Source organism: Sediminispirochaeta bajacaliforniensis DSM 16054 (assembly GCF_000378205.1).
Taxonomy (GTDB): domain Bacteria; phylum Spirochaetota; class Spirochaetia; order DSM-16054; family Sediminispirochaetaceae; genus Sediminispirochaeta; species Sediminispirochaeta bajacaliforniensis.
Genome location: NZ_KB899420.1, coordinates 92,490 through 113,923, shown reverse-complemented (window position 1 = coordinate 113,923; position 21,434 = coordinate 92,490). Strand labels below are relative to the sequence as shown.

At 50.5% G+C, this 21,434-nt stretch carries 21 protein-coding genes; 16 read left to right on the top strand and 5 right to left on the bottom strand.

The genetic code is table 11. The features are described from left to right. Window position 1 precedes the first annotated feature (1 nt). The 15 genes from F459_RS0115045 to F459_RS0114975 all read left to right on the top strand — a co-directional run bounded on the left by F459_RS0115045 (window position 2) and on the right by F459_RS0114975 (window position 15,112). On the top strand, window positions 2–1,282 hold the full coding sequence (locus F459_RS0115045; RefSeq protein WP_020613546.1) for a hypothetical protein: 1,281 nt from the start codon (window positions 2–4) through the stop codon (window positions 1,280–1,282). After that, entirely contained in the window at window positions 1,282–2,046 is a 765-nt protein-coding gene (locus tag F459_RS0115040) for a glycosyltransferase family 2 protein (RefSeq protein ID WP_020613545.1), read from the top strand. The genes F459_RS0115045 and F459_RS0115040 overlap by 1 nt, the downstream gene beginning before the upstream one ends. Next, window positions 2,043–2,735 (top strand): ABC transporter ATP-binding protein, encoded by a 693-nt coding sequence (locus F459_RS0115035; protein ID WP_020613544.1) that lies wholly within the window; start codon window positions 2,043–2,045, stop codon window positions 2,733–2,735. Before F459_RS0115040 ends, F459_RS0115035 begins: the two co-directional genes overlap by 4 nt. A 30-nt stretch (window positions 2,736–2,765) precedes the next feature. After that, window positions 2,766–4,184 (top strand): ABC transporter permease, encoded by a 1,419-nt coding sequence (locus F459_RS0115030; RefSeq protein ID WP_245540187.1) that lies wholly within the window; start codon window positions 2,766–2,768, stop codon window positions 4,182–4,184. Between the two features lies 1 nt (window position 4,185). After that, the gene (locus F459_RS0115025) at window positions 4,186–5,496 is read left to right on the top strand and encodes an ABC transporter permease (protein ID WP_020613542.1); all 1,311 of its coding nucleotides are present in this window, start codon (window positions 4,186–4,188) and stop codon (window positions 5,494–5,496) included. Then, window positions 5,496–6,272, top strand: a complete 777-nt coding sequence (locus F459_RS0115020) for an outer membrane lipoprotein-sorting protein (RefSeq protein WP_020613541.1) — start codon at window positions 5,496–5,498, stop codon at window positions 6,270–6,272. The genes F459_RS0115025 and F459_RS0115020 overlap by 1 nt, the downstream gene beginning before the upstream one ends. 291 nt (window positions 6,273–6,563) lie before the next feature. Further along, window positions 6,564–7,451, top strand: coding sequence for a MurR/RpiR family transcriptional regulator (locus F459_RS0115015; RefSeq protein WP_020613540.1), 888 nt, complete (start codon window positions 6,564–6,566; stop codon window positions 7,449–7,451). Continuing rightward, window positions 7,444–8,745 (top strand): ABC transporter substrate-binding protein, encoded by a 1,302-nt coding sequence (locus F459_RS0115010; RefSeq protein ID WP_020613539.1) that lies wholly within the window; start codon window positions 7,444–7,446, stop codon window positions 8,743–8,745. The genes F459_RS0115015 and F459_RS0115010 overlap by 8 nt, the downstream gene beginning before the upstream one ends. A gap of 72 nt (window positions 8,746–8,817) precedes the next feature. Continuing rightward, window positions 8,818–9,699, top strand: coding sequence for a carbohydrate ABC transporter permease (locus F459_RS0115005; protein ID WP_020613538.1), 882 nt, complete (start codon window positions 8,818–8,820; stop codon window positions 9,697–9,699). After that, window positions 9,692–10,564 (top strand): carbohydrate ABC transporter permease, encoded by an 873-nt coding sequence (locus F459_RS0115000; RefSeq protein WP_020613537.1) that lies wholly within the window; start codon window positions 9,692–9,694, stop codon window positions 10,562–10,564. Before F459_RS0115005 ends, F459_RS0115000 begins: the two co-directional genes overlap by 8 nt. Continuing rightward, entirely contained in the window at window positions 10,561–11,067 is a 507-nt protein-coding gene (locus tag F459_RS0114995) for a hypothetical protein (RefSeq protein ID WP_020613536.1), read from the top strand. The genes F459_RS0115000 and F459_RS0114995 overlap by 4 nt, the downstream gene beginning before the upstream one ends. Continuing rightward, a complete protein-coding gene (locus tag F459_RS0114990; protein ID WP_020613535.1) occupies window positions 11,051–11,776 on the top strand; it encodes an HAD family hydrolase in 726 nt (241 codons plus the stop codon). Before F459_RS0114995 ends, F459_RS0114990 begins: the two co-directional genes overlap by 17 nt. A 95-nt stretch (window positions 11,777–11,871) precedes the next feature. Continuing rightward, entirely contained in the window at window positions 11,872–13,017 is a 1,146-nt protein-coding gene (locus tag F459_RS0114985; protein ID WP_020613534.1) for an acyltransferase family protein, read from the top strand. A gap of 25 nt (window positions 13,018–13,042) precedes the next feature. Continuing rightward, window positions 13,043–13,654 (top strand): Crp/Fnr family transcriptional regulator, encoded by a 612-nt coding sequence (locus tag F459_RS0114980; protein WP_020613533.1) that lies wholly within the window; start codon window positions 13,043–13,045, stop codon window positions 13,652–13,654. Between the two features lie 123 nt (window positions 13,655–13,777). Beyond that, window positions 13,778–15,112 (top strand): ATP-binding protein, encoded by a 1,335-nt coding sequence (locus F459_RS0114975; protein ID WP_020613532.1) that lies wholly within the window; start codon window positions 13,778–13,780, stop codon window positions 15,110–15,112. A gap of 76 nt (window positions 15,113–15,188) precedes the next feature. Here the strand turns inward: F459_RS0114975 and F459_RS0114970 are convergent, their stop codons facing one another. The 5 genes from F459_RS0114970 to F459_RS0114950 are packed head-to-tail and all read right to left on the bottom strand — an operon-like array spanning window position 15,189 to window position 19,928. Further along, window positions 15,189–15,920 (bottom strand): metal ABC transporter solute-binding protein, Zn/Mn family, encoded by a 732-nt coding sequence (locus F459_RS0114970; RefSeq protein WP_013253326.1) that lies wholly within the window; start codon window positions 15,918–15,920, stop codon window positions 15,189–15,191. Continuing rightward, window positions 15,913–16,716 carry a metal ABC transporter permease gene (locus tag F459_RS0114965; protein WP_013253327.1) on the bottom strand — a complete coding sequence of 268 codons (804 nt, stop codon included), beginning with the start codon at window positions 16,714–16,716 and terminating at the stop codon, window positions 15,913–15,915. The genes F459_RS0114970 and F459_RS0114965 overlap by 8 nt, the downstream gene beginning before the upstream one ends. Continuing rightward, window positions 16,710–17,729, bottom strand: coding sequence for a DUF1893 domain-containing protein (locus F459_RS0114960; protein WP_020613531.1), 1,020 nt, complete (start codon window positions 17,727–17,729; stop codon window positions 16,710–16,712). Before F459_RS0114960 ends, F459_RS0114965 begins: the two co-directional genes overlap by 7 nt. After that, window positions 17,726–18,661 (bottom strand): M15 family metallopeptidase, encoded by a 936-nt coding sequence (locus tag F459_RS0114955; protein WP_020613530.1) that lies wholly within the window; start codon window positions 18,659–18,661, stop codon window positions 17,726–17,728. Before F459_RS0114955 ends, F459_RS0114960 begins: the two co-directional genes overlap by 4 nt. A gap of 58 nt (window positions 18,662–18,719) precedes the next feature. Continuing rightward, entirely contained in the window at window positions 18,720–19,928 is a 1,209-nt protein-coding gene (locus F459_RS0114950; protein ID WP_020613529.1) for an AGE family epimerase/isomerase, read from the bottom strand. A 140-nt stretch (window positions 19,929–20,068) separates the two neighbouring features. On the opposite strand from F459_RS0114950, the gene F459_RS0114945 reads away from it, so the two are divergent. Next, entirely contained in the window at window positions 20,069–21,415 is a 1,347-nt protein-coding gene (locus F459_RS0114945) for an ABC transporter substrate-binding protein (protein WP_020613528.1), read from the top strand. Window positions 21,416–21,434 lie beyond the last annotated feature (19 nt).

Sequence of the window (21,434 nt, the reverse complement as noted above, 5' to 3'; positions counted from 1 at the left end):
TATGCGAACGCTATTTCTCGTTGTGGTTCTTCTGTGCTTCGCCTTCTTTCCTCTTGCTGCGGACGATGATCATAACGGTGTAAACATTGATGACCTTTTCGAGCTGCCTGCGGAAAGCGAACAGCAGGATACCACGGAGCCGGAGGTCCAATCGCCTCCTGAGGCTGCGGAAAGCAATGATGTGCTGAGCACGCTTCTCGATGACGATCGCTTTTTCTTTAAGGGCCAGTACAACTTTTCCTTTGGCTACTCGCCGGAACTTGAATTTGATGATTTTAGCGACCTGGTTATCTACGACGCCGATGCCACCATCTCCTTCGATACCAGGATAAACTCTCGTTTCCGCGTTTTCCAATCCTACAGAATCGAACATCCTGATTACCTGTTTGATATTCCCGAGCTCTTCGGCGATTACACCCTTGGAAATCTTCTTTTCATGCGTTTCGGTATCCAAAAGGTCTCCTGGGGGATTTCCCCCATCTTTCCCTTTACCGACCTTCCCGCCCGCCTCTCCGATGATTTCAACGACATCCGGGACGATTTCCCTGAACGCTCCTATAGCCTGAAAGTCGACTACCCCCTGGGAACCGGCGGCGTGGAACTTCTTGCCCTGACACGAAATGGCTTCCTTGACGACCCGGAGCACCCCCAAACATCTGAGGTCGGCTTCGGCGGGAAGATCAACATCGCAAACAAGCTCTTCGACCTCACAGTGGGTGATTTTTACCACGGTGAAATGAACAATCGCGCCTTTTACTCGCTGAAAACCACCCTCTTTGATCGGATCGAGCTTTATCAGGAGGGGCTGTGGGCCCATGCCATGGACGGCGAGGAGACGACGGCCATCATCGCCGGGAAGGAAAAGATCGACAACGTCGACGACCTTTCTGCCAATATCGGCTTGTATATCGATTTTTTCGACGAACGTCTCCAGCTCCAGGGTGAGTACTTTTTCAACGGGGAGGAAAGTGAGCTGGAGCTTGTCGATGTTACCTATCCCCTCTATTATGGCCACAACTATGCCCTCAACCTCGGGTTCAAGGCTTCGCCTTCGACGAGTTTTTTTCTCCAGGGGCGGTACAACCAATATACCGATTCCATGCTGCTTATCCCCGGGGCTCGCATAAAGCTTTACCCTGAGCTACAATGCTATATTGCCGCTCCTCTGGTCTTCGGGCCAAAGACGGGCGGATACTATGTTGATAATCCCGACGCGAACGACCGGCGGGCCTTTTTTGTGTTTGCCGTCCGGCTTTCCGGGACGATCAAAAGGAACTGGTAATGGAAGATGATCTGGTGTCGATTATCACTCCCCTCTACAATGCGGAGGAGTTTATTGCGGCAACGGCACGGTCTGTCCTTGCTCAAAGCTATGAAGCGTATGAATGGATCGTGGTGGATGATGGGTCCCAGGACGACTCCGTTGCTGTCTTGCAGAAGGCTGTCGGTGACAACGAAAAGGTGAAGATCGTCAGACTTCCTGCCAACAAGGGACCCATCGCGGCCCGCAATGTTGGTTTTGAGGCTGCCAGAGGCCGTTTTATCGCTTTTATCGATGCGGACGATCTATGGCTTCCCGAAAAGCTGGAACTTCAGGTCGCTGCCATGAAAAGAAGCGGGGCGCCTTTATCCTGTACCGGATATAAGAAGATCACCCGGGAAGGCTCCCTTACCACCGGTATCACCATTCCGATCCCCGAATACGGCTCCTATCGACGGCTGCTGCATTCCGATCACATCTGTGCCTCTTCTGCCATGTTCGACCGTTCCATTACCGGCGATATCAGGCAGTCCCACCAGGCGCCGGTGGGGCGGGACGACTACCACTTTTTTCTGAGCATCGTGAAGGCCCACGGTTTTGTCTACGGCCTGAAGCGTGATCTGGTACGTTTTCGGGTCTTTTCGGAATCTCTTACCGGGAATAAGTGGAAATCGGCCGGGCTTCAGTGGCAGCTCTATCGAAGGACCTACGGTTTTTCGTTTTTCTCCTCGCTGGAAAAATTCTGTGTTTATGCAGTGAAAGGATTTGCCAAATACCTGTTATGATCACACTCGACGCTATTACCAAAAGCTATCAGCGGGGCAGTTCCGAAGTGGCGGCTCTCAGCGGAATTTCGATCAAAATCAAGAAGGGGGATTTTGTCGCCGTCGCCGGCCCCTCGGGATCGGGGAAGACCACCATGATGAACATCATCGGTCTTCTCGACAGACCTTCCTCCGGACGGCTCGTGATCGAAGGTGTCCCGATGGATGATCTTTCCCGTCGTGAGCGTACCCGATTCCGGCGGGAGCATCTCGGCTTCATCTTTCAATCCTTCAACCTCATATCGGTCCTATCGGTTTTTGAAAATGTCGAATTGCCTCTTATCATCGCCCGCTCTCCCCTTTCTTCTTCCCAGCGGCGGAAGAAGGTAAGTGAGGTAATTAAGAAGGTAGGGCTCGACGGCAGGGAGGACCATAAACCCGCAGAGCTCTCCGGCGGGCAGCAGCAGCGGGTGGCTATTGCCAGGGCCCTGGTGACGGTTCCCGACCTCGTCATTGCCGACGAACCCACGGCGAACCTCGATTCGGCAACCGGGGAGAGGATCCTTTCGCTTATGAAAGAGATCAACCGGAATAACGGTACCACCTTCCTCTTTTCCACCCACGATCCGGTGATCAGGGATATGGCCGATCATGTGATTCTCCTCCATGACGGCAATGTCGAACGAGAGATCCTTGGAAACGGGCGATAGACTATGTTCTTCCTGGTCATCAAATTCTTCGTGAAAAACTGGAAGAAGAATATGCTTGCCGCCCTTCTCCTTACGATGTTGACCTTTCTTTTTTTCATCGGCAATACCATCCTCGAGGAATCGGCAGAGGGGCTGCGGAAAAGCTATACCGAGAATTTTACCGGCGACCTTGCAGTTTTTCCGCAGAGCGAGGAGTCCCTGAGCATCTTCGGGGTCAATAATCCCGCAATCGGGGAATTTTTTTCCATTCCGGTGTTAAAAAACCGCCGGGAGATCCAGGATATGCTGGATGCCAATGATAAGATCGGCGCTTACACCTTTCAGCTCACCGGCTTCGCCGCCATGGATATTGCCGGCCGCCGTTACCAGAGCCTTATTTTTGGCGTTGATCCGACCTCCTATTTTTCGTTCTTCTCCGGGATAGAGGTGATCGAGGGCTTCGCGCTTCGTTCTCAGGAAAAGGGGCTGCTTCTTTCCGAAAAGCAGGCGCAGCAGATCAAACGGGAGACCGGGCGCAGCCCATCACCCGGTGATATGGTGATGCTCAGCAGCCTTGGGGAGATGGGATTTCGCATTCTTGAGCTTCCCTTATGCGGGATCTATCGCTACCGCGGTGATATTGAACTGCTGAACGAGGTGGCTATAGCCGATGCCGATACTGTCCGGGCCTTGAACTCCGTCATGGTTGCCGGTGACTTTACTCCTTCGGATGAGGCGGTCTCCCTGCTCGATGCGAATACGCAGCTTGATGATCTCTTTGCTTCGCAGTTTACCGATGAACCGGAAGCGACAGATGGGAATCTTGGGGATCTCTCCATCGATGAGCTGCGGAAGCAACTCTCTTCTCCCAGGGAGAAGCGCCAGGGGGAGGGAAGCTGGAATTTTATGCTTCTTCGTACCGCTGCGGGCACCTCTTCCAAGGCCCTTGCCAGGCAACTCCGCCCGCAGTTGTCGGCTCTTGGGGCCGAGCCGGTGCTCTGGCATCAGGCGGCCGGCCCTGCCGCCATGTTGGTCCTGCTGCTCCAGACTCTTTTTAACGGAGGCTACCTCCTTGTGATGATTGCGGGGATTATCGGCATTGCCAACATGTTTCTCGTGGCCGTATTCAGGCGTACTTCTGAGATCGGAACCCTGAGGGCCGTCGGTGCCGAGGATCGTGATATCCGTCTGCTTGTCTACGGCGAGAATGTCGCGGTGGCTTTGGTTTCCGGAACAATCGGTGTGTTTCTTGCCTCTCTGCTTTTTGGGGTAGTCAACAGCCGGGCCCTGCCTATCGATAATTCTCTTGTTGTGGCATTGCTCGGTCGTTCGACCTTTCACTTCGAACCACATCTTGATACCGCTCTGGTAAGTATTCTCCTCTCCGTGGCGTCCGGCCTTGTAGCCTCTCTCTTTCCCGTCCGTAAGGCCCTACAGATCGAGCCCGTTGTGGCCATGAGGAGGGGCTAAGGTGAGATTCTTTCATGCCACCGCTCTTTCGGCCCGTTACCTTTTCGGCCATTTTCGTAAGTACCTCTTTCTTTTCATTGCCCTAAGCTTCGGGTTTGCCTTTATCACCGTCATTACCTCCCTCTCCGCAGGCATGCGCGATGCCGTTTTCCAGGCTGCACAGCTGCATTACGGCGGCGATCTCTTTGTCCTTGGCTTCGATCGCTCTTCCCACAGGATGATGATCCGCGTGGCAGATGCCGAGGCTGTGGGTGAGGCGATCGATGCATCCCGGCTGAATCCTCAGGCTATCCTGTATCGAACCAACTGCTTTGAGAAGGCTGTTCTCTATTTTAACGGAAAAGCGGTTAGGCAGAAGAATGTCTTTGGTGTCGACTGGGATGCCGAAGCAGCACTTTTCAATGCGGTGGATATGAGCCGCGGCGAGGGTGGCAAGGTCAATCTTGATGGCGGTGATACCATCATCATTTCCGCACCCGTTGCCAAGCTGCTTGGGGCAAGGGTCGGCGATACGGTACTGCTTCAGGTCGATACATTGACCGGACAAAAAAACAGCGCCGATCTTCGAATTACGGGTATCATCAGCGATGCCTCGCTTTTCGGCTATTACCGAAGCTTTATGGACCGGCGGGCCCTGAACGCGCTTTTAGGAATGGATTCTGACGAATACTCCTCCGCCGGGCTCCTTTTTTCCGATTTGAAGGGGATTAATGAGAAGGCCGCACGGCTGCACTACGCCGTTTCAAGCCTGTTGCAGGCAGCCCCCTATATGGCGAACCGGGATGATTTTTCCTATCAGCTGAGCCGGAGCTGGGATGGTGTTCGCTATTTTGTCCTATCCCTGCCGGTCTATGTCTCCCAGGTGACAGAGCTGCTTTTTGCTTTGCAGGGCGGCTCGTACATCCTCTTTGCCATGATGCTCCTGATCGTGTTTACCAGCAGCGTGCTCACCTATCGCCTTATCCTTCACGAACGGCGAATGGAATTTGCAACCATGCAGGCGATGGGCTTAGGGGAGGGGAGTCTCTTTGCTGTTCTTTTCTTTGAAGGGGCCATTCTTACCCTGTTAAGTACCCTCTGCGGCTTCCTCTTTTCTCATGTCATACTGTTCATTCTTTCCCGTTTTTCCTATGATGCCATACCCGGCTTTGAGATATTTTTGCGAAACGGCAGGCTCAGCGCCGATTTCTCTCCCGCAACCATTGCTGCCAATGTCGGGATTGTATTTTCCGCCGTGGTACTTGCCCTGTTGGGACCGGCGCTGAAGAGTCTACGGGCCGGTCTTGCTCAAGTCCTTGCCGGAGGTGAATGATGCGCAGATATGGTTTTCTTTTGGCCTTTACTGTAGCGGTACTCTTTGCTGCCTTCCCCCTCTTTGCCGTCGATTATCAGGCCTTGCTGAAAAAGGCCGACTCCCTCGTTTCCTTTCCCGAGAGTGATTTTTCGGCTCGATATACCATCGTTCGTGATGTTCCGGGTGAAGGTCGCGATACCACCGAATGTGTTATCTTCAGGCGTGACGAGGAGGAGAAATATGTGATCCTGATCTCCGAGCCTGAGATCAACCGGGGCCAAGGCTATCTGAAGCAGGGGGATACCCTCTGGTTCTATGATCCCGACAGCCGCAAATTCAACTCGACCAGTTCGAAAAACCGCTTTCAAAACAGCAATGCCCGAAATTCCGATTTTACCCGTTCGACCCTTGCCGAAGATTATCGTGCTATTCGCGGAGAGCGGACCAAGCTCGGCCGCTTCGATTGCTGGCTCTTGCGCCTGGAGGCCACCAACGATCAGGTAACCTATCCCATCATGAACATATGGATCAGCGACGACGGGCTTGTGCGCAAAACCGAGGATTACAGCTTATCGGGTACGCTGCTTCGAACTACCGCCATTCCCTCCTACCAGAGCGTCGGAACAAAACACATCCCCGGCTACATGCTTATCGTCGAGAATCTCGAAGGGGCGATGGTAAACGGCTCCTTTGTCAATGAGAAAACACAGATTACCATTACCCAGCCGACACTCAAAGAACAGCCCAATTACATTTATTCGAAGAATTTTCTCGAGCGCATGTCGCGTGAATGATGTTGTGAGTAGTGTCACGAATATTGGTGGCACTATGTCGTTTTCCCTGGAAAAGATCTTGCGTTTCCCCTCCTGTCCGATTTTCTGTATGCTCATGTCTGTAATGAACGATGGGGAAATGAATTAAGCACCTTATACCACCAATATTCCTAACACTACATACACGATACAGCTAACAGGAAAAACATTGATGGTTAATTTTTATCTAACAATTTTACTGTAATATCGTTTATATGGTATATTAATTGTGTTTTTGGTGTATTATTACATAATAATTTTACCGAGGTGGTGATGGGTACCGATTGGTTGGAACGACTGCAGGCCGGGGAAAGCGAGCTTTCCCGGACAGAACGGGATCTTGTTTCGTACATCAATAATCATCCCGAATTTGCTGTCTCACTTACCCAGTTGAAGCTTGCCGAGGCTGCCGGAGTAAGCAAGCCGGTAGTTATCAGCTGTTTTCGTAAACTCGGCTTCGATGATTATCGAAGCTTTCAGAATTCGGTCGAACAATTTTTTTCTACACAGATAGACGCCCTTCGTGCCTCTGAGCGTATGCAGGATCGGGTCCATTCCGTAGAAGAGCTTATCCATGAGGCGGCAGCGGTGGACATCCGCTCCCTTCAGCGGCTTGAGCGTTCGATCTCGGCGCAAACCCTCAACGACCTTGCCTCCCGTTGTTTTTCCGCCAGGACCCTCTATTTTTTCGGCGAGGGTACGGGCTACTATCCGGCCCACTATCTTGCTCAGCGCCTTCGTCGCTACGGGCGGCAGGCCCTCATGGTGACCCAGGACCCGAGCCACCGTCCTGATCTCCTTCATCCGATGGGAAGCGACGACGCCCTTTTCCTTTTTCACTATAGCGACAACGATGCATGGCTGTGGCCGCTCCTCGATCTGGCACGCAAGCGATCGGTCTGGACCCTTCTGGTTTCGGCGACGATTCATCCCGACTATGTGGCCGGTGCTTCCTGTTTTCTCCATGTGCCCCGGGGTGAGTTCCAGTTCAAAAACAGCATTGCGGTGCCCATGCATTTTGCCAACTTGATCTTACTTGCCTGTGAGCTGATTTATCGGAACGAGGTAAAGGAGCAACTTACGGCATTGGAATCGACCCGAGGAGCCTGGAATCGGGCATCGGGAAAAAACATTCGTAAACAAGGAGGAAAAGATGCCTAAAAAGGTATTATTGCTCTCGCTAATCGCTGTTTTGGTAACGGTGAATGGATTTGCCGGAGGGCAGAAGGAGACTTCACAGGGGCCTGTGACGATCCAGATAGCCTACCCTGTGGCGGTGGATGCCCCGGTAACGGAGATCCTCGACGGCTATGCCAGGGATTTTATGGCGAGCCACCCCGGGGTAACGATCGAGCCTGTCTACGCCGGTGGGTACACCGATATAAAGACCTCTATCCAAACCGCGATCGATGGAGGAGGTCAGGCTCCCGCCTTGGCGGTCATGCTTGCCACCGACCTTTTCGACCTGGTTAACGCCCGGTATGTGGAACCCTTGAGCGACTACGTGGATGAGATGAAGGATGGTAAGGCCTACCTGAACGATTTTCTCCCGGTCTTTCTTGATAACTCCTATTATCAGGGTAAGCTCTGGAGCCTTCCCTTTCAGCGGAGCGCTGTGGTGATGTACTACAACGCCGATCTGCTCGAAAAAGAGGGGATCGCCCCGCCTGACAGCTGGGATACGCTTGCTTCAGCCGCAGAGGCCCTGACGCTGAAGGATGGAGATGCTGTAAAACGCTGGGGCATCGAATGGCCTTCGGGATGGCCCTATTGGGTTTTTCAGCCCCTGGCGATTGGGGCCGGACAGAATATTGTCGGCGAGAGCGATACCGAGGTCTACTTCGATAATCCTTCGGTAATCGATGCGGTGAAGTACTACAACAGTCTCTCTGCCACGTATCACGCAATGCCCGCTGGGGTCCAGTCCTCATGGGGGAATGTGGTGCCCAATTTTGTCTCGGGGAATACGGCGATGATCGTCCATAGTTCCGGCAGCCTTTCTAAGATCCTTTCCCAGGCCGATTTTACGGTTGGTGTCTGCGGTGTTCCGGGGAAAGAAAAAGGCACCTTTGCCAGCGTTCCCGGAGGCGGCAACATCTACATGGTCTCCGGCTTAAGCGATGCGCAGAAAAAGGTCGCCTTTGAGTTTGCCGTTTTTATGACCGACCCTGCCCGTGCCGCTCAGTTTTCCATTCAGACCGGCTATATCGCCACGCGAAAGAGTGCCTATGATCAGGACGTCATGAAGGAGTACATCAAGGAGCATCCCCAGGCATTGGAGACCCGAAAGGCCCTGGACAATGCAGGCAAAGAGCTTTCGCTGCAGAACCTGAACCAGGTCCGTACGATCTTCCACACCTATATCCAGGCCGCCTTTAACGGTGATATGACGGCTGAGGCCGCAATGGCCCAGGCCCAAAAGGAAGCCGATGAGGCTCTCAAGGATTTTAGATAACAGCCAACACCATTCCCGCTTACCGGCACCCGGTCCCTTCGGGGCTGGTGGCGGGGGCGGTTCGGAGTGCCCATGATTCGAAAATCACACCCCCTCCTTCCCTATCTTTTGATTCTGCCTACGCTGGTTTTTGTTCTCATCTTCACCGTTTATCCCAGTATCTCAAGTATCGTCGGCAGCTTGTATCAGCATCGTCTCAACATTCCAAAGTATCGGGATCCTCAGTTCTTCGGCTTGGGAAATTACCGGGATCTCTTTGAAAGCCAGCAGTTTCGGCTCATCATGTCCAATACGGTGCGTTACGTGGTGGTTCTTGTTCCCGCCATGGTTGTGGCCTCGCTTTTTCTCGCCCTCTGGTTGCGAAAAAAGCGTTTTGCCAGGCTCAGGGTTGCGATTTTTCATCCCACCATCCTTCCCATGGTATCTGCCGCAACGATCTGGCTTTTCTTTTTTACCCCCGACTATGGTCTCTTTAACTCGTTTCTTCGCCTTTTCGGCTATTCGGGGCCGGAAAACTGGATTGGAAACCCCGACATGGCCCTGTGGGCGATGGTTATCGTTGCGTTCTGGAAGGATACGGGATTTTATATGATTTTTTATCTTGCCGGGGTACAAAATCTCCCGAAGGATGTCTATGAAGCCCTGGAAATCGAAGGGGCGGGGCCTGTGATCACCTTTTTCCGCTTTACCCTGCCGCTGCTGCGAAGGACCACCCTTTTTGTCACTACCGTGGCCGTTATCGGTGCCTTTCGAACCGTGGACCATGTCTTCGTGATGACCCAGGGAGGCCCCAGCGAGCGGAGTTCCCTTTTGCTCTACCACCTTTGGCAGGTACGCTTTGAGAGCCTGAATGTGGGACAGGCTTCGGCCATTACGGTGATTCTGATCCTCGTTCTTTTGATGTTCACCATTGCGAATTTCATCTTCAGCGAAGGGAGGTCGAAGGATGTCTGATATCCATGCTGTTAGTTCCGGCTCGAAAAAACAGCCCCGGGTTAGCGCACGTGTACTGCGTTGGATTGCGGCCGCCCTTGGCCTCTGCCTTGCCCTTCTGTGGTCCATGCCCCTCATCTGGTCGCTGATTGCAAGCCTTCGGCCTGCTTCCGAGCCATTTGCCCGTGGACAGATTTGGTTTGGTTCGGCTTTGAGCCTTGGAAACTACCTGCGGGCCTTTTCTCTGGCTCCCTTTGCCCTCTATTTCCGTAATACCCTGATACTGGTTGTCATGGTCCTTGCTGTCCAGTTGGTAACCAGCAGCCTGGCTGCCTTTGCCTTTTCCTTTTATCGCTTTCGTGGTGAGCGCATCTTATTCACCCTCATCCTTACGCAGATGATGATTCCCACCGTTGCGCTGCTGGTACCGAATTTCCAGACCATCCGGGTCCTCGGCCTGTATGACCACATCGCGGCAATGGCTGTCCCCTTTTGGGGAAGCGCCTTTGGTGTCTTTCTCCTGCGTCAAAGCTTTCTTGGTATTCCCAGAGACTATGGCGACGCCGCGCTGGTCGACGGTTGCAGCTGGTACCGTATCCTTTGGCACATCTACCTGCCCATGGCCACTCCTGCGGTGATAGCCTTTTCGATATCTTCGATAAACTGGCACTGGAACAGTCTGCTTTGGCCCCTTATCATCACTCGCAGTGATGCCTCCCGGCCGCTGACGGTGGGGCTTGCCCGTTTTACGCAGCTCGGAGAGATCGGAGCTCAGTGGGGATTGATGTCTGCGGCGACACTGATTGTGGCTTTGCCCCTTGTCGTTCTTTTCCTTATCTTCCAAAAGCGATTTATGGAAGGCTATATGAGTTCGGGGTTGAAATGAAAAAAGCTACGGAAACCGTGTGCTGGCAATGGGCCGACCCCAAGCACTTTGAGGCACATCAAGATGATTTTATTCGACCGGTCGGGGAGATATTAGAGGAGCTGCATGGCTTTCTGCCTCCCTTTCAGGCTGCATCGAAGAGCGATAAGCCCATTGTTTTGGAGTGTGAATTGGAAGAGCCTGTCGGACGAAGCGGCCTGAAAGTAGTTCGCCCCGAAGCAGACAAGAAGGACGAATCCTTTTGGGCATTTAGACGGGGGCGGGCTATCCCTTCTCATCTCATCTTTGCCGAAAAGGAACTTACACGCTGGGTGTGCCTGTGGGGCTGGAGAAAAGAAGATAGCTTCCTTATTCATACGATCTATCCGGGACGCAGCGCTCCACGGGAGATCCATGATCCCGCCATCACCCTCGATCAGTTATCATCCGCCATAGAATTTTGGCGTTGTCATGCAATAGTAGTAACAGAAAAGGGGGAGTTCAGCCTTGAGCCGGAAGCCTGAACCCACAGCAGACAACCATATTTCGGGAATAAGCCTTCAATGGATTGAGACGTATCTGGGCCTGCATCTGCAGGAAGGTATTGCCCTCTTTGATATCGATGGCACGGTGATGGATACCATCCCCCGCAATTACCAAATTCTTAAGGAGGCAGTCTCGATTATTCCCTGCTTACGGCCGATAGTTGATACGATCGGGCCGGAGGCGTGCGGCTGGAATGTCTTTACCCCCCTTTCCGGTCGCATCCAGCTTACCGACGCGGAATCCCGGGCGCTCCGTCGATTCTGGCGGCAGCGTTTTTTTACCGATTCCTACCTTGCCTATGATAGGCCCTATGCCGGTGTGAGGGAATTTTTGCAGGCGATTAGGAAACAGGGCCTGACAATCGTCTATCTTACCGGCAGGGACAAGGAGAATATGAGTGCCGGGACCATCGCTTCGTTTCAGGCCCACAATATCCCCGTCGATGAACATACCCGCTTTCTTTTTAAGCCGGATGCAGCCATACCCGATCTCTCTTTCAAACAGGATGCCTGTCGCCGTCTTGCCGAAAACGAGCACATAGTTTTTGCTGTTGAAAACGAACCGGCCAATGCCAACATGATGGTGGAATACTTCCCCGGTGCGTTGGTGATGTTGGTCGAGACCATTACCAGCCCAAATCCGGCAGAGCCCGATCCCTCTATTATCCGGTTTTCCTCTTACCAGTGATCGTATTCGTGCCAACTATTATCCTATGTTAATGATTTTATGGTTAGGTTTCTGTACGTTCTATCTAAACAATGTCTACAAGGGGCACATTGAATATGATCGAACAGAAACAGATCCTAAGAAAAGGCACGCAACGAGAATATTTCCTGGATTGGATCAAAGTGAGTGTCGTTTTGTTATTGGTGCCATACCATACGGCGGTAAGCTTTTCCCACATCGGGCATGCCTATATCTATATCGAACCTAAGATAGACTCGTGGTTCTATATCCTGATGTCCGATTTCCTCAACCTTTGGTTTATGAGAATACTTTTTTTCATTTCCGGAATCTCGGTATATCTGGGGCTAAGAAAGAGAACTCCGAAGGAGTTTATTGTCGAACGGTTCAAGCGGCTGATTTTACCGATTGTTTTTCTGGTTTTGACCATCGGCCCTCTTTCCGGGTATGTCCTTGCCACCACCAGGTACGGGTTTACCGGTTCTTTCTTTGCGTTTTATCCCCAATTTTTTCTGAAATTGCACCAGTATCTTTTTTGGGCACAACTCTGGTATTGCGGCTACCTTTTTGTTTTCTCACTTATCGGCCTTCCGATCTGTGTCTTTCTGAAGGAGAGGTTAGGCATAGTTGCAAAGATCAACGGATTTCTTGCAGGAAAATACAGTATTTTACTTCCGGGAGTCGTGATTGTCATATTCGAGATGAGCCTGCGACCCTTTTTCCCCGGTTATCAATCGCTTATTGGTGATTGGGCCAACGAGGCAGTGTATTTTTCTCTTTTTATTTTTGGCTACATCATGGGACAGTCGAAGGATATTTTTAGGGTTATGGCCCGGCATAGCAAACTGTACGGAACCATAGGAGCGATATCAAGCCTTGTATATCTCTACGTAAAGCGATTTTGTTCTTTTATTCCCGAGGGCTACGGCAAAGAGGTGCTTGTTGCTATGTTGTGGGGAATAGCCGCTTATGCATTAATTCTTTTTATTCTGGGATTCGCCAAAACCCATTTCTACAAGAATAGCCCCCTTTTAGCATATCTTTCCAAAAGTTCTTTCGCCTTGTATGTGTTTCACTATGCTATTATTACGTTTATCAACTTCTTTCTGTTAAAGAGCAACATGAATCACTACCTTGTGTGGGGGTTGTCAACGATCAGTACCTATCTTGTGTTTACGCTTCTTTTTGAGTGTGTTCTTAAGCGAAATAGCTTTTTTTGTTATATTTGTTCCATACGAAAATAGGAACATCGATATCGAGGGTACTTAAATGACTGCAGATATAAAGGCCTTTCTCTTTGAAAAATTGGGGAAATATGCAGATATCCCTGATGAAGAGATGGATATGATTATAACGAAGCTGCGGTCGAAGTGTATTGATAAACATGATTTTTTCCTGCGGGCAGGGGACAGTACAAGTAGCCTCGCATTCATCTACTCAGGTTTTTTCAGAGTCTACTGTATCGATAGTTCGGGAAATGAAAAGACCTTGTCGTTTCGAAGAACAGGTCAGTTTCTTTCCGGATATTCTCCATTTCTTGAAAAGAAAGAAATTTGGTATTCCATCCAGGCGCTGGAGGATTCCGAAGTCTTGTATACAAGTGCAAGTTTCGATGATTATCGGAGGGCCGAAAAGGGCCACCCCTGCTGGAATGAATTGATAAAGAATTATGTTACGAAATTGTTTATAGAAAAAGAGCAGCGGGAGCGATCTTTGCTGCTCGATGATGCGACAACACGGTACCTCCGCTTCCTCCAGGATTATCCCGGTTATGAAGAAAGGATTCCCCAATACCATATAGCCTCATATTTGGGGATAACTGCGGTTTCACTGAGCAGGATACGGGCGACAATAAAGAAATCTGGGCCCCCCCGCACTTGAGTGACGGCTTATCTGTCCGGAGTCGAGCCGATAAGCAGCCGAATTCATCATTAGGGATATTTTCGATTGTAATATATAGTAACACATGTTACAGTAATATATATTACTATATAAGGGTTTGGAATGAAATTCTATGCAAGAGAACGCGAATTAGAAATACTCGAAACACAATATAAACAAGTCCGAGATACATCGATAATGACAGTGATAACGGGGAGAAGAAGAATAGGGAAAACATCGCTGTCAAAACTTTATTCAAAAGGAAAAAAAACTCTATATTTGTTTGTTTCAAAAAAAGATGAGGTACTTCTGTGTGAGGAGTTTACTCAGGCAATAAAAGAAAAGTTCGATATCCCTATATACGGAAACGTTCGTAGGTTTAAAGATGTATTCAAGATAATAATGGATATCGGTCAGAACGAGAAAATTGTTGTAATATTAGATGAATTTCAGGAGTTTTTCCAAATAAACCGATCAGTATATTCAGACGTACAGAACGTATGGGATCAATATAAGGATACATCAAATATACACCTCATCTGTATAGGATCAGTTTATTCATTAATGACTAAAATATTTAAGGACAGTAAAGAACCTCTATTTGGAAGGGCAGATAGAGTAATGTATCTAAAACCATTCCCTCCACATGTAATAAAAGAAATATTGGAAGATGAGAATAGATATAGTAATGAGAACTTATTCATAAACTACCTACTTACAGGCGGGGTTCCACGCTATCAGGAAATATTATTAGCAAATAAGAAATTTAGTGAAGAAGAAATATTGAGATTTTATTTTGAAGTAGATTCACCGTTCATAGAGGAAGGGCGAACGATTCTAATAGAAGAATTTGGGAAAGAATATGGAACCTATTTTTCTATTTTAGAGCTTCTATCAGAAGGACGAACTTCACGAAGTGAAATTGAATCAATATTAGAAAAGGACATTGGAGGGTATTTAGAGAAATTAGTAACTGATTATAATATCGTTGGAAAGATAAAGCCTATAGGAGCAAAACCAACGGGAAGAATCCAGAAATATTGTATAAGTGATAATTTTTTGAAATTCTGGTTTCGATATGTATATAAATATAGAACGGCCATTGAGAATAATAATTATGAATATATACGAAATAAATTGAAAGAAACTCTGAAAAGTTATAGTGGCCCTATACTTGAAAAACTTTATCAGGAAATCTATCGAAACTCTGGGAAATATATGGAGATAGGAAATTACTGGGAAAAAGGGAATCAGAATGAAATCGATATAGTCTGCATTGATGAATTGAATAAAAGAATAAAGATGGCAGAAGTAAAGTTGAATAAAGATAAAATTAACATAACCGAGTTAAAGGAAAAGTCACAGAATTTGATTAAGAACTATAAAGAATATGAAAAAGAATATATTGGACTTGGCTTGCAGGATATAGATCATGTAGTGAAAAATGAAGGTTTATAACCGGTATAGCATCGTGACCGAACCCGCGACCGGCGTTAGTAGCTTAGTACCGGCCTCGGGTTATGATCGGCTGCAACTATTTTTTTGTCACCACCGTAAGATTGTATGAAATTACATCGTTGATGGTTTTTGTTCCCTTGGTTCCAGGAAAATTGATGAGTGTGAAGCATGTCGCTTTGGGGAGGATCTCCTGCAGGGGCTTTGCAATGGGGTTATGAATGTTGTCCAGGATGATGGTGGCATCGGAATCCTTGAACTGATTGATCTGGCCGAGGGTCAGGGGTTGGGGGCCGAAGCTGCCGACGACCTCAAGCCCAAGGGTTTGGGCAAAGGGCACCTGGTAGCGATGGACAAGGGCCTTCTGCCCGGCAAGACCGCTTTCCTTTGCTTTTTGTGCCGCCTGTTCGTACAAGGCTTGTAATGCTTCAAGGTTTTCCTTTGCCTTCTCTATGGTTCCCATGCGTCTGGCAATGGTCATAACCGACTGTTCCATGGTCTCCCAATCGTACTGGGTGACGATTTGGATTCCCTTTGAGCTGTCGCCCGAAAGGGTTTTGTTGATTTCGTCCATCATTACCTCATATCCTGCATACACAAAATAGTCGGCCTTGGCCACTTTCGGAATATCGGAAGGCATGAGCTCGTATTCTGCAGGGTGGGTCATCTCCGCCGGAGCGAGGAAGGTGACTGAGTCGGCGCCGGCTGCCATGGCAAAGGCGGCGGTCCAGCTGGTGGAGGCAACGACATTTTGTGCCGCAAGTGAGAAGGGCATCAGGACGACAAAACAGATCAATAAAAACTTACGCATAACATCTCCTTTTTATTAGATTAATCCCCATAACGATGGAGGCTAAAACGGCAATGGTTCCACTCACCGGCCAGTTCAGAAGCAATGCGACGAAGAAGCCGGTAAGGCTGAGGCCAGCTCCCAGAAAGGAGGCCCGGAGAAAGACCGATTTCATGCTGGAAGCCTGGGAGGATGCAATGATGGCCGGAAGCAGAATAAGTGCATCCATGAGAAAGGCACCCATGAGCTTCATGGCGGCCGCAACCGCAAGGGCCGTTAGTCCGACAATGAAATAGGTGTGTGCACTTTCATTGACCCCGGAGGTAAAGGCAATGTCCGGGTCGAAGAAGACCGCCCGGATCTGGCGGACATAGCGGGCCTGATAAACGATCACGACCAGGCCCAGAAGCCCGACCGAGATAAAATCATCCCAGCCGACGGTAAAGGGGCTGCCCCAGAGCAGATTCATCGTATCCTTCGCCGGGACGTGGAAGGCGTACATAAGGATACTGGCAAGGCCGATACTCAGGATCATGAGAAAGAGGTTGACCCTGCCCATCTCCATGCCGCCGCTTCGGGAGAGCCATACGAGCAGAAATACCAGCAGGACGTTCACCGCCGTTGTTACGCCGACGGGTGAAAGGTCTGCGGCCAGGGCGATGGCGCCTCCGAGCATGAGTGAATGCATCATCATGAAACGGATCGAAAGCAGGTTCATACGGACGATGTAGACACCTGTGACGGGAAAGAGGAACCCGCCTGCCACCAATAGCAAAAGCCCCTTCCAGACAGGGGGAAGTTGCAGCAGCTCTAACATAGTTGTCCCCCCTCCAGAGACCTCTCCGGCCAGCCGAGGGCGGAGGTCCAGTCGGCATCGTGGGAGACGAGGAGAATGGTGGGAATAACGGTTCTGCTCATCTCTTCGAGAAGCTCCTTCAGGACCGCTCTCCCCTCCTTGTCCAGGTAGGATGATGGTTCGTCCAGGAGAATGAGCCTGGCATCCTGACAGAGGCAGCGGGCCAGGTTGACCCGTTGCTTTTCTCCGCCGGAGAGCTCGTGGAAGGGGCGATCAAGGAGGGGAAAGGCGCCGGTCCTTCGGGCCGCAATCTCGATCTTCGCTGCGGCCTCCTCTTTTTTTGCCGCCTTGCCTGAGAGGCCTATCTCGATAACCTCCCTGGCCGAGATCGGGAAGTCGTTCGTGACCTGTCCCTGGTGCACATAACCGCACATCCAGCGGTGCTTGTTCCAGTCGGGGCTTTGGATTGATTCGCCGTTAAGACGAATGCTTCCGGTAGCGATCGGCTGCAGCCCCAAAAGGCTTCGTAAAAGGGTGGTCTTCCCCGATCCGTTGCTGCCGCGGATGATGAGGGCCTCTCCTGCATCCATGTGGAGCGATAGCCCATTCAGTACCTTATGGCGTCCATAGCCGACATAGAGTTCTTCGATATCCACGGGAATCCCCCCGGTAAGGCCCGCCCGCTTTTTCAAAAAGATGTAGATCTCCTCCGGAGTCATCGTGCCCGATAGCATCTCTTCGGTTTTACAGCTGATTTTGTCGACAAGCTGGTCCCAGCCCGGGGTGATTCCATGCTGCCTGAAATAATTGAGGCCCAGCCGACTCAGGATGCGGATATGGACATCTCTCACGCCGAGATGCAGCATCATTCCTGCGGCGGCAATGCCTCCGATGGAATCCTCGACACACAGATCCGAGGGGGCGATATTGTTATGCAGGCATGCCTCTTCCAATTCGAACAGGGGATAGAGCCAGCGACCGTTGCTGGTAAAGAAGAGCGTACCGTTTTTTTTCGCAACCAGGGATGGGGTCATTCGCTTTTCCTTTGGTTTTCTCTGGCAGAGATGATGAGTTCGGGTCGATATTCAAAATGCATATTATCCCAAACAGGCCATTTCCCTCCCCATATAAAGCCTTCTTCTTCGAAAGCCGAGAGAACCGAATCGGGAGGCATCCACCGTTTATCCAGCGGCACAAGCATCCATGTCTCGTTCCCGCTGTTTTTTTCCCAAAGCCAGTATATGACTTTGCCCTCCCTCTGAGAAGGCAGCATGTCCAGTGCCAGCCCCATGCTGTGAAAGGAGCGCCCTGCGGTATCGCGGACCTCTCGCCACGCGTAACCGTGCATGCTCGCAATGCTCTCCGTGAACTCCTTTACCACGCTGTCGTTTCGGGCAAGCTGCAAGATCGTGGTCTCGACCCGCTTGAGCGGGCCGGTGATCTTCTCGTGCACATTAATCTGTTTTCCCAGAAAGGTGAACGTTACGATATGGCTTTCGACCGAGCTGCGCGTTGCGCTATCGTAGATGGCATCGAAGAAGGCGGTGTTCGAGACCGGCGCCTTGCTGCGCCGTTCCGTTGAGCCGAAGGATTCGATGGCGGCTATCTGTTCTGGCGAAAGGGTTGCGGGATCCATGAGCTCTATCCGGTACGGATAGATGAGAAGGCGGTAGCGTTCTTTCTCATCATACTGATCGGATTTTACATAGCGGCCGTCCGCCCAATAGAGTGAGGTGCTCTTCTCATTGGCCTCTATGGTGATTTTCCAGTCCTCCACCATGGTGTCGTAGGAGATGGAAAATAGTGTATTGGGATAGGCCCTCTTGAGGATCCTGAGTTCCGAGAAGACGGAACGCGGGGCCCCTTGTGTTCCTGTTTGTGCATTTGCCGCAATCACCCGGAAGAAAAAGATGATGCAGATAAGGAACACGGCCCTGCATGTTGTTATAAATCCACTGCTTTTCATTGTCGAATGTACCATATGATAATGACACATTCTTCATTTTTTCCCAAGTCCCGTTTCGCTATAGGTCGAGGAGGGGGCGCAGCTCCAGGCAGAGTTTCAGGCTCCGGGGGATATGGAAGGGCCCCTTCCAGAGGTTACCCTTCGCACCCGAGGTTGGGACACCGTCTCGGCTTAGGTATCCGAACCACTCGGGATAGTCCGGGTCGGGAAAGCTGCCGAAGAGATAGTCGGCGACTTGCAGGAAGTAATCCGCGTAGCTCTCTTTCCCTGAGAGCGCGTAGGCAAGCAGCGATGCGTAAAGGGCCTCGGTATGGGGCCACCAGTATTTCATGGTCGCTTCGATGTGCGGAGAATCGTGGTCATAGAGGTCGAGAAATGAAAAGAAACCGCCGTAGCGTGTATCCCAGCCCCGTGCAAATGCCCAGTCGATTATCTTCATGGCCCGATCGAGGTAGAGATGGTTTTTGGAGTAGCGATACTCTTCCATGAGGAACCAGGCTGTTTCAAGGCTGTGACCGGGATTGATTTCCCGCCCCGCAGGTGTGTCCACGATCTCGCCCTCGGGGCCGCTGAATTCGAGTACAACCTCTTCCGAAGGATGGAAAAAGTAACGAAGGAATTCGTCGATCTGCTTTTCGATCCGTTTGGTTAATCCTGTTTTCACTTCGTCGTTCGTACTTTGCGAGCGCATCTGCTGGAAGAGGTTGATCATGATCATGGTCATGGAGTGCGAACGCAGGGATACGACCCCCGGAAGGTACTTGCTTTCGAGAAGCTCGGGATGCGCGAGATAATGCTCAATCACTTCGATGAGCCGTTTGGCTTGTTCCACACTCTCTTTATCCCCTGCGACACTTCCGTATGCATGAAGGCCGAGCGCTGTGAATACCTCACTGAACAGGTATCGCCGCTGCCTGAGCGGCTCTCCCGATCGACCGAGCAGATAGTAGCAGCGTCCGTTTGGGGCTATTGCGTGGTCGAGGAGAAATCGCGCCCCTGTTTCCGCCAGGCCAAGATAACGACTACGCTCTTTTTCCGAACCGGCGTTGTTACCTAACCATGACAGAAGCCAGGTAAAGCGGCCCTGGACCCAAATCCCTTTTTCTTGGGAATTCAGGCTTCCGTTTCGATCAAATTGATGAAAAAATCCGCCGTGTTTCGTATCAGGGGCGTTTTGGAGCCAAAAAGGCAAAATATTATCATAGAGCTGCGTCGTGCAAGTTTCCAGGTAATTCCGTATGGCTTCTTTTGTATGTATCGTATTCATGAGTCATACCATACCATGAAATGTATATTTTAACAATTGATAATATATAATCACGATATAAATATAATTTTTACATTTAATAATTGACTGAATTCTTATGAGATGTATAATATCCATATAATTGCAAGGAGGTAGTGTCTATGAAAAAGAGTATGGGGCTTTTTGTCGCTCTTTTATTGGTAACGGGAGTGCTCTGGGCCGGTGGTCAGTCGGAAGCGGAAGCAGGAAGAGAAAAGGTGACCTTCCTTTTCTGGCCGGGGCCGGAGAGCGAGGCAATGCAGAAGGTGCTCGATGCCTACAATGCAGATCAGGGAATAAAAGATAATGTGGAAGTAGAGATGCTCCTTTTTAGCAGGCAGGGATTTTATGATAAACTTCTTGCGGATATGGCTGCAGGTAGCACGGAGTTCGATCTGAATCTGGTGACCACCTATAGCCTTGGCCGCTATGCTCCCTATCTGGAACCGCTGGATTCCTATGTTACCAGCGATCCCGGCAAGACGTTTATTCCTGCAACCCTTAATTCTCTGGCACTGGATGGTAAGCAGTACGGTGTGCCGACCGATGTCAGTCTGCACTTCACTATCTATCGCAAGGATTTGATGCATAGGCTGCTTACGGACGCTTCCTGGAAGAGCAGCTATACTGCCATAGCACAGAAATATCTGGGAAAGAAACTTTCTCCGAAAGACCCGGCGCAGTGGGATTGGGACGATTATCTTGCCACCACTCTGTTTTTTACCAAGTCGATTAATCCCGAATCGCCAACGACCTTCGGTACTGTACTGCAGCTGAAGAACTTGATTTTCAATATCATGATCTGGCAGAGCACCATGGTTTCAAATGGCGGCAACTGGATGGATGAGGCGGGGAATATCACCATCAATAGTCCTGAAGCAAAACGCGGACTTGAGATTTACCAGATGATTATCGATAACAAAGCCACGCCTCCGGGGAGCCTCAATTATGAGTTTGCCGAATCGAATGAGGCATTCAAGGCGGGCCAGGTCGCTTCGATGTTGCAGTGGAACGCCGCCTATTCCACCCTTACAAATCCCGATGACTCCCCTTCGGTCTACGACAAAATCGGGGTTGCTCCGCTTCCTGCCGGAAGCCTCGGCCATCGGACCCATGTTCACAGCCTGGGAATCGGCATGAATGCGGCAAGCATCCATAAAGCGGCTGCTGGTAAATTCGTCGACTATCTCTTCAGCGACAAAGCGATGGAGATTTACGGCAGAGCAGGCGGCAGCCCTCCCGCTTCGATGGTGCTTTCGAGTCTTGCCGATATCAGACCCGAATTTCCGACCGTGGCAGAGTATCTGGAGCGATATGCCTATGTTGTGAACGGCGGGACAGCCGATTATGCCGTGCCCGTCTATGAGGTTATGGCAGAAGAGTTTTCCGCCGTTTGGTCCGGGGACCAGTCGATCGACACGGCCCTGGCGCATACCGAACAGCGAATGAAGGAATCGATACATAAATAATGTTGGAAAACGGGTGACG

Bases quoted from the DNA above. Each gene is read 5' to 3' on its own strand.
- F459_RS0115045 (WP_020613546.1), top strand. From the start codon at position 2: ATGCGAACGCTATTTCTCGTTGTGGTTCTTCTGTGCTTCGCCTTCTTT.
- F459_RS0115040 (WP_020613545.1), top strand. From the start codon at position 1,282: ATGGAAGATGATCTGGTGTCGATTATCACTCCCCTCTACAATGCGGAG.
- F459_RS0115035 (WP_020613544.1), top strand. From the start codon at position 2,043: ATGATCACACTCGACGCTATTACCAAAAGCTATCAGCGGGGCAGTTCC.
- F459_RS0115020 (WP_020613541.1), top strand. From the start codon at position 5,496: ATGCGCAGATATGGTTTTCTTTTGGCCTTTACTGTAGCGGTACTCTTT.
- F459_RS0115015 (WP_020613540.1), top strand. From the start codon at position 6,564: ATGGGTACCGATTGGTTGGAACGACTGCAGGCCGGGGAAAGCGAGCTT.
- F459_RS0115010 (WP_020613539.1), top strand. From the start codon at position 7,444: ATGCCTAAAAAGGTATTATTGCTCTCGCTAATCGCTGTTTTGGTAACG.
- F459_RS0115005 (WP_020613538.1), top strand. From the start codon at position 8,818: ATGATTCGAAAATCACACCCCCTCCTTCCCTATCTTTTGATTCTGCCT.
- F459_RS0115000 (WP_020613537.1), top strand. From the start codon at position 9,692: ATGTCTGATATCCATGCTGTTAGTTCCGGCTCGAAAAAACAGCCCCGG.
- F459_RS0114995 (WP_020613536.1), top strand. From the start codon at position 10,561: ATGAAAAAAGCTACGGAAACCGTGTGCTGGCAATGGGCCGACCCCAAG.
- F459_RS0114985 (WP_020613534.1), top strand. From the start codon at position 11,872: ATGATCGAACAGAAACAGATCCTAAGAAAAGGCACGCAACGAGAATAT.
- F459_RS0114980 (WP_020613533.1), top strand. From the start codon at position 13,043: ATGACTGCAGATATAAAGGCCTTTCTCTTTGAAAAATTGGGGAAATAT.
- F459_RS0114975 (WP_020613532.1), top strand. From the start codon at position 13,778: ATGAAATTCTATGCAAGAGAACGCGAATTAGAAATACTCGAAACACAA.
- F459_RS0114970 (WP_013253326.1), bottom strand. From the start codon at position 15,920: ATGCGTAAGTTTTTATTGATCTGTTTTGTCGTCCTGATGCCCTTCTCA.
- F459_RS0114965 (WP_013253327.1), bottom strand. From the start codon at position 16,716: ATGTTAGAGCTGCTGCAACTTCCCCCTGTCTGGAAGGGGCTTTTGCTA.
- F459_RS0114960 (WP_020613531.1), bottom strand. From the start codon at position 17,729: ATGACCCCATCCCTGGTTGCGAAAAAAAACGGTACGCTCTTCTTTACC.
- F459_RS0114955 (WP_020613530.1), bottom strand. From the start codon at position 18,661: ATGAAAAGCAGTGGATTTATAACAACATGCAGGGCCGTGTTCCTTATC.
- F459_RS0114950 (WP_020613529.1), bottom strand. From the start codon at position 19,928: ATGAATACGATACATACAAAAGAAGCCATACGGAATTACCTGGAAACT.
- F459_RS0114945 (WP_020613528.1), top strand. From the start codon at position 20,069: ATGAAAAAGAGTATGGGGCTTTTTGTCGCTCTTTTATTGGTAACGGGA.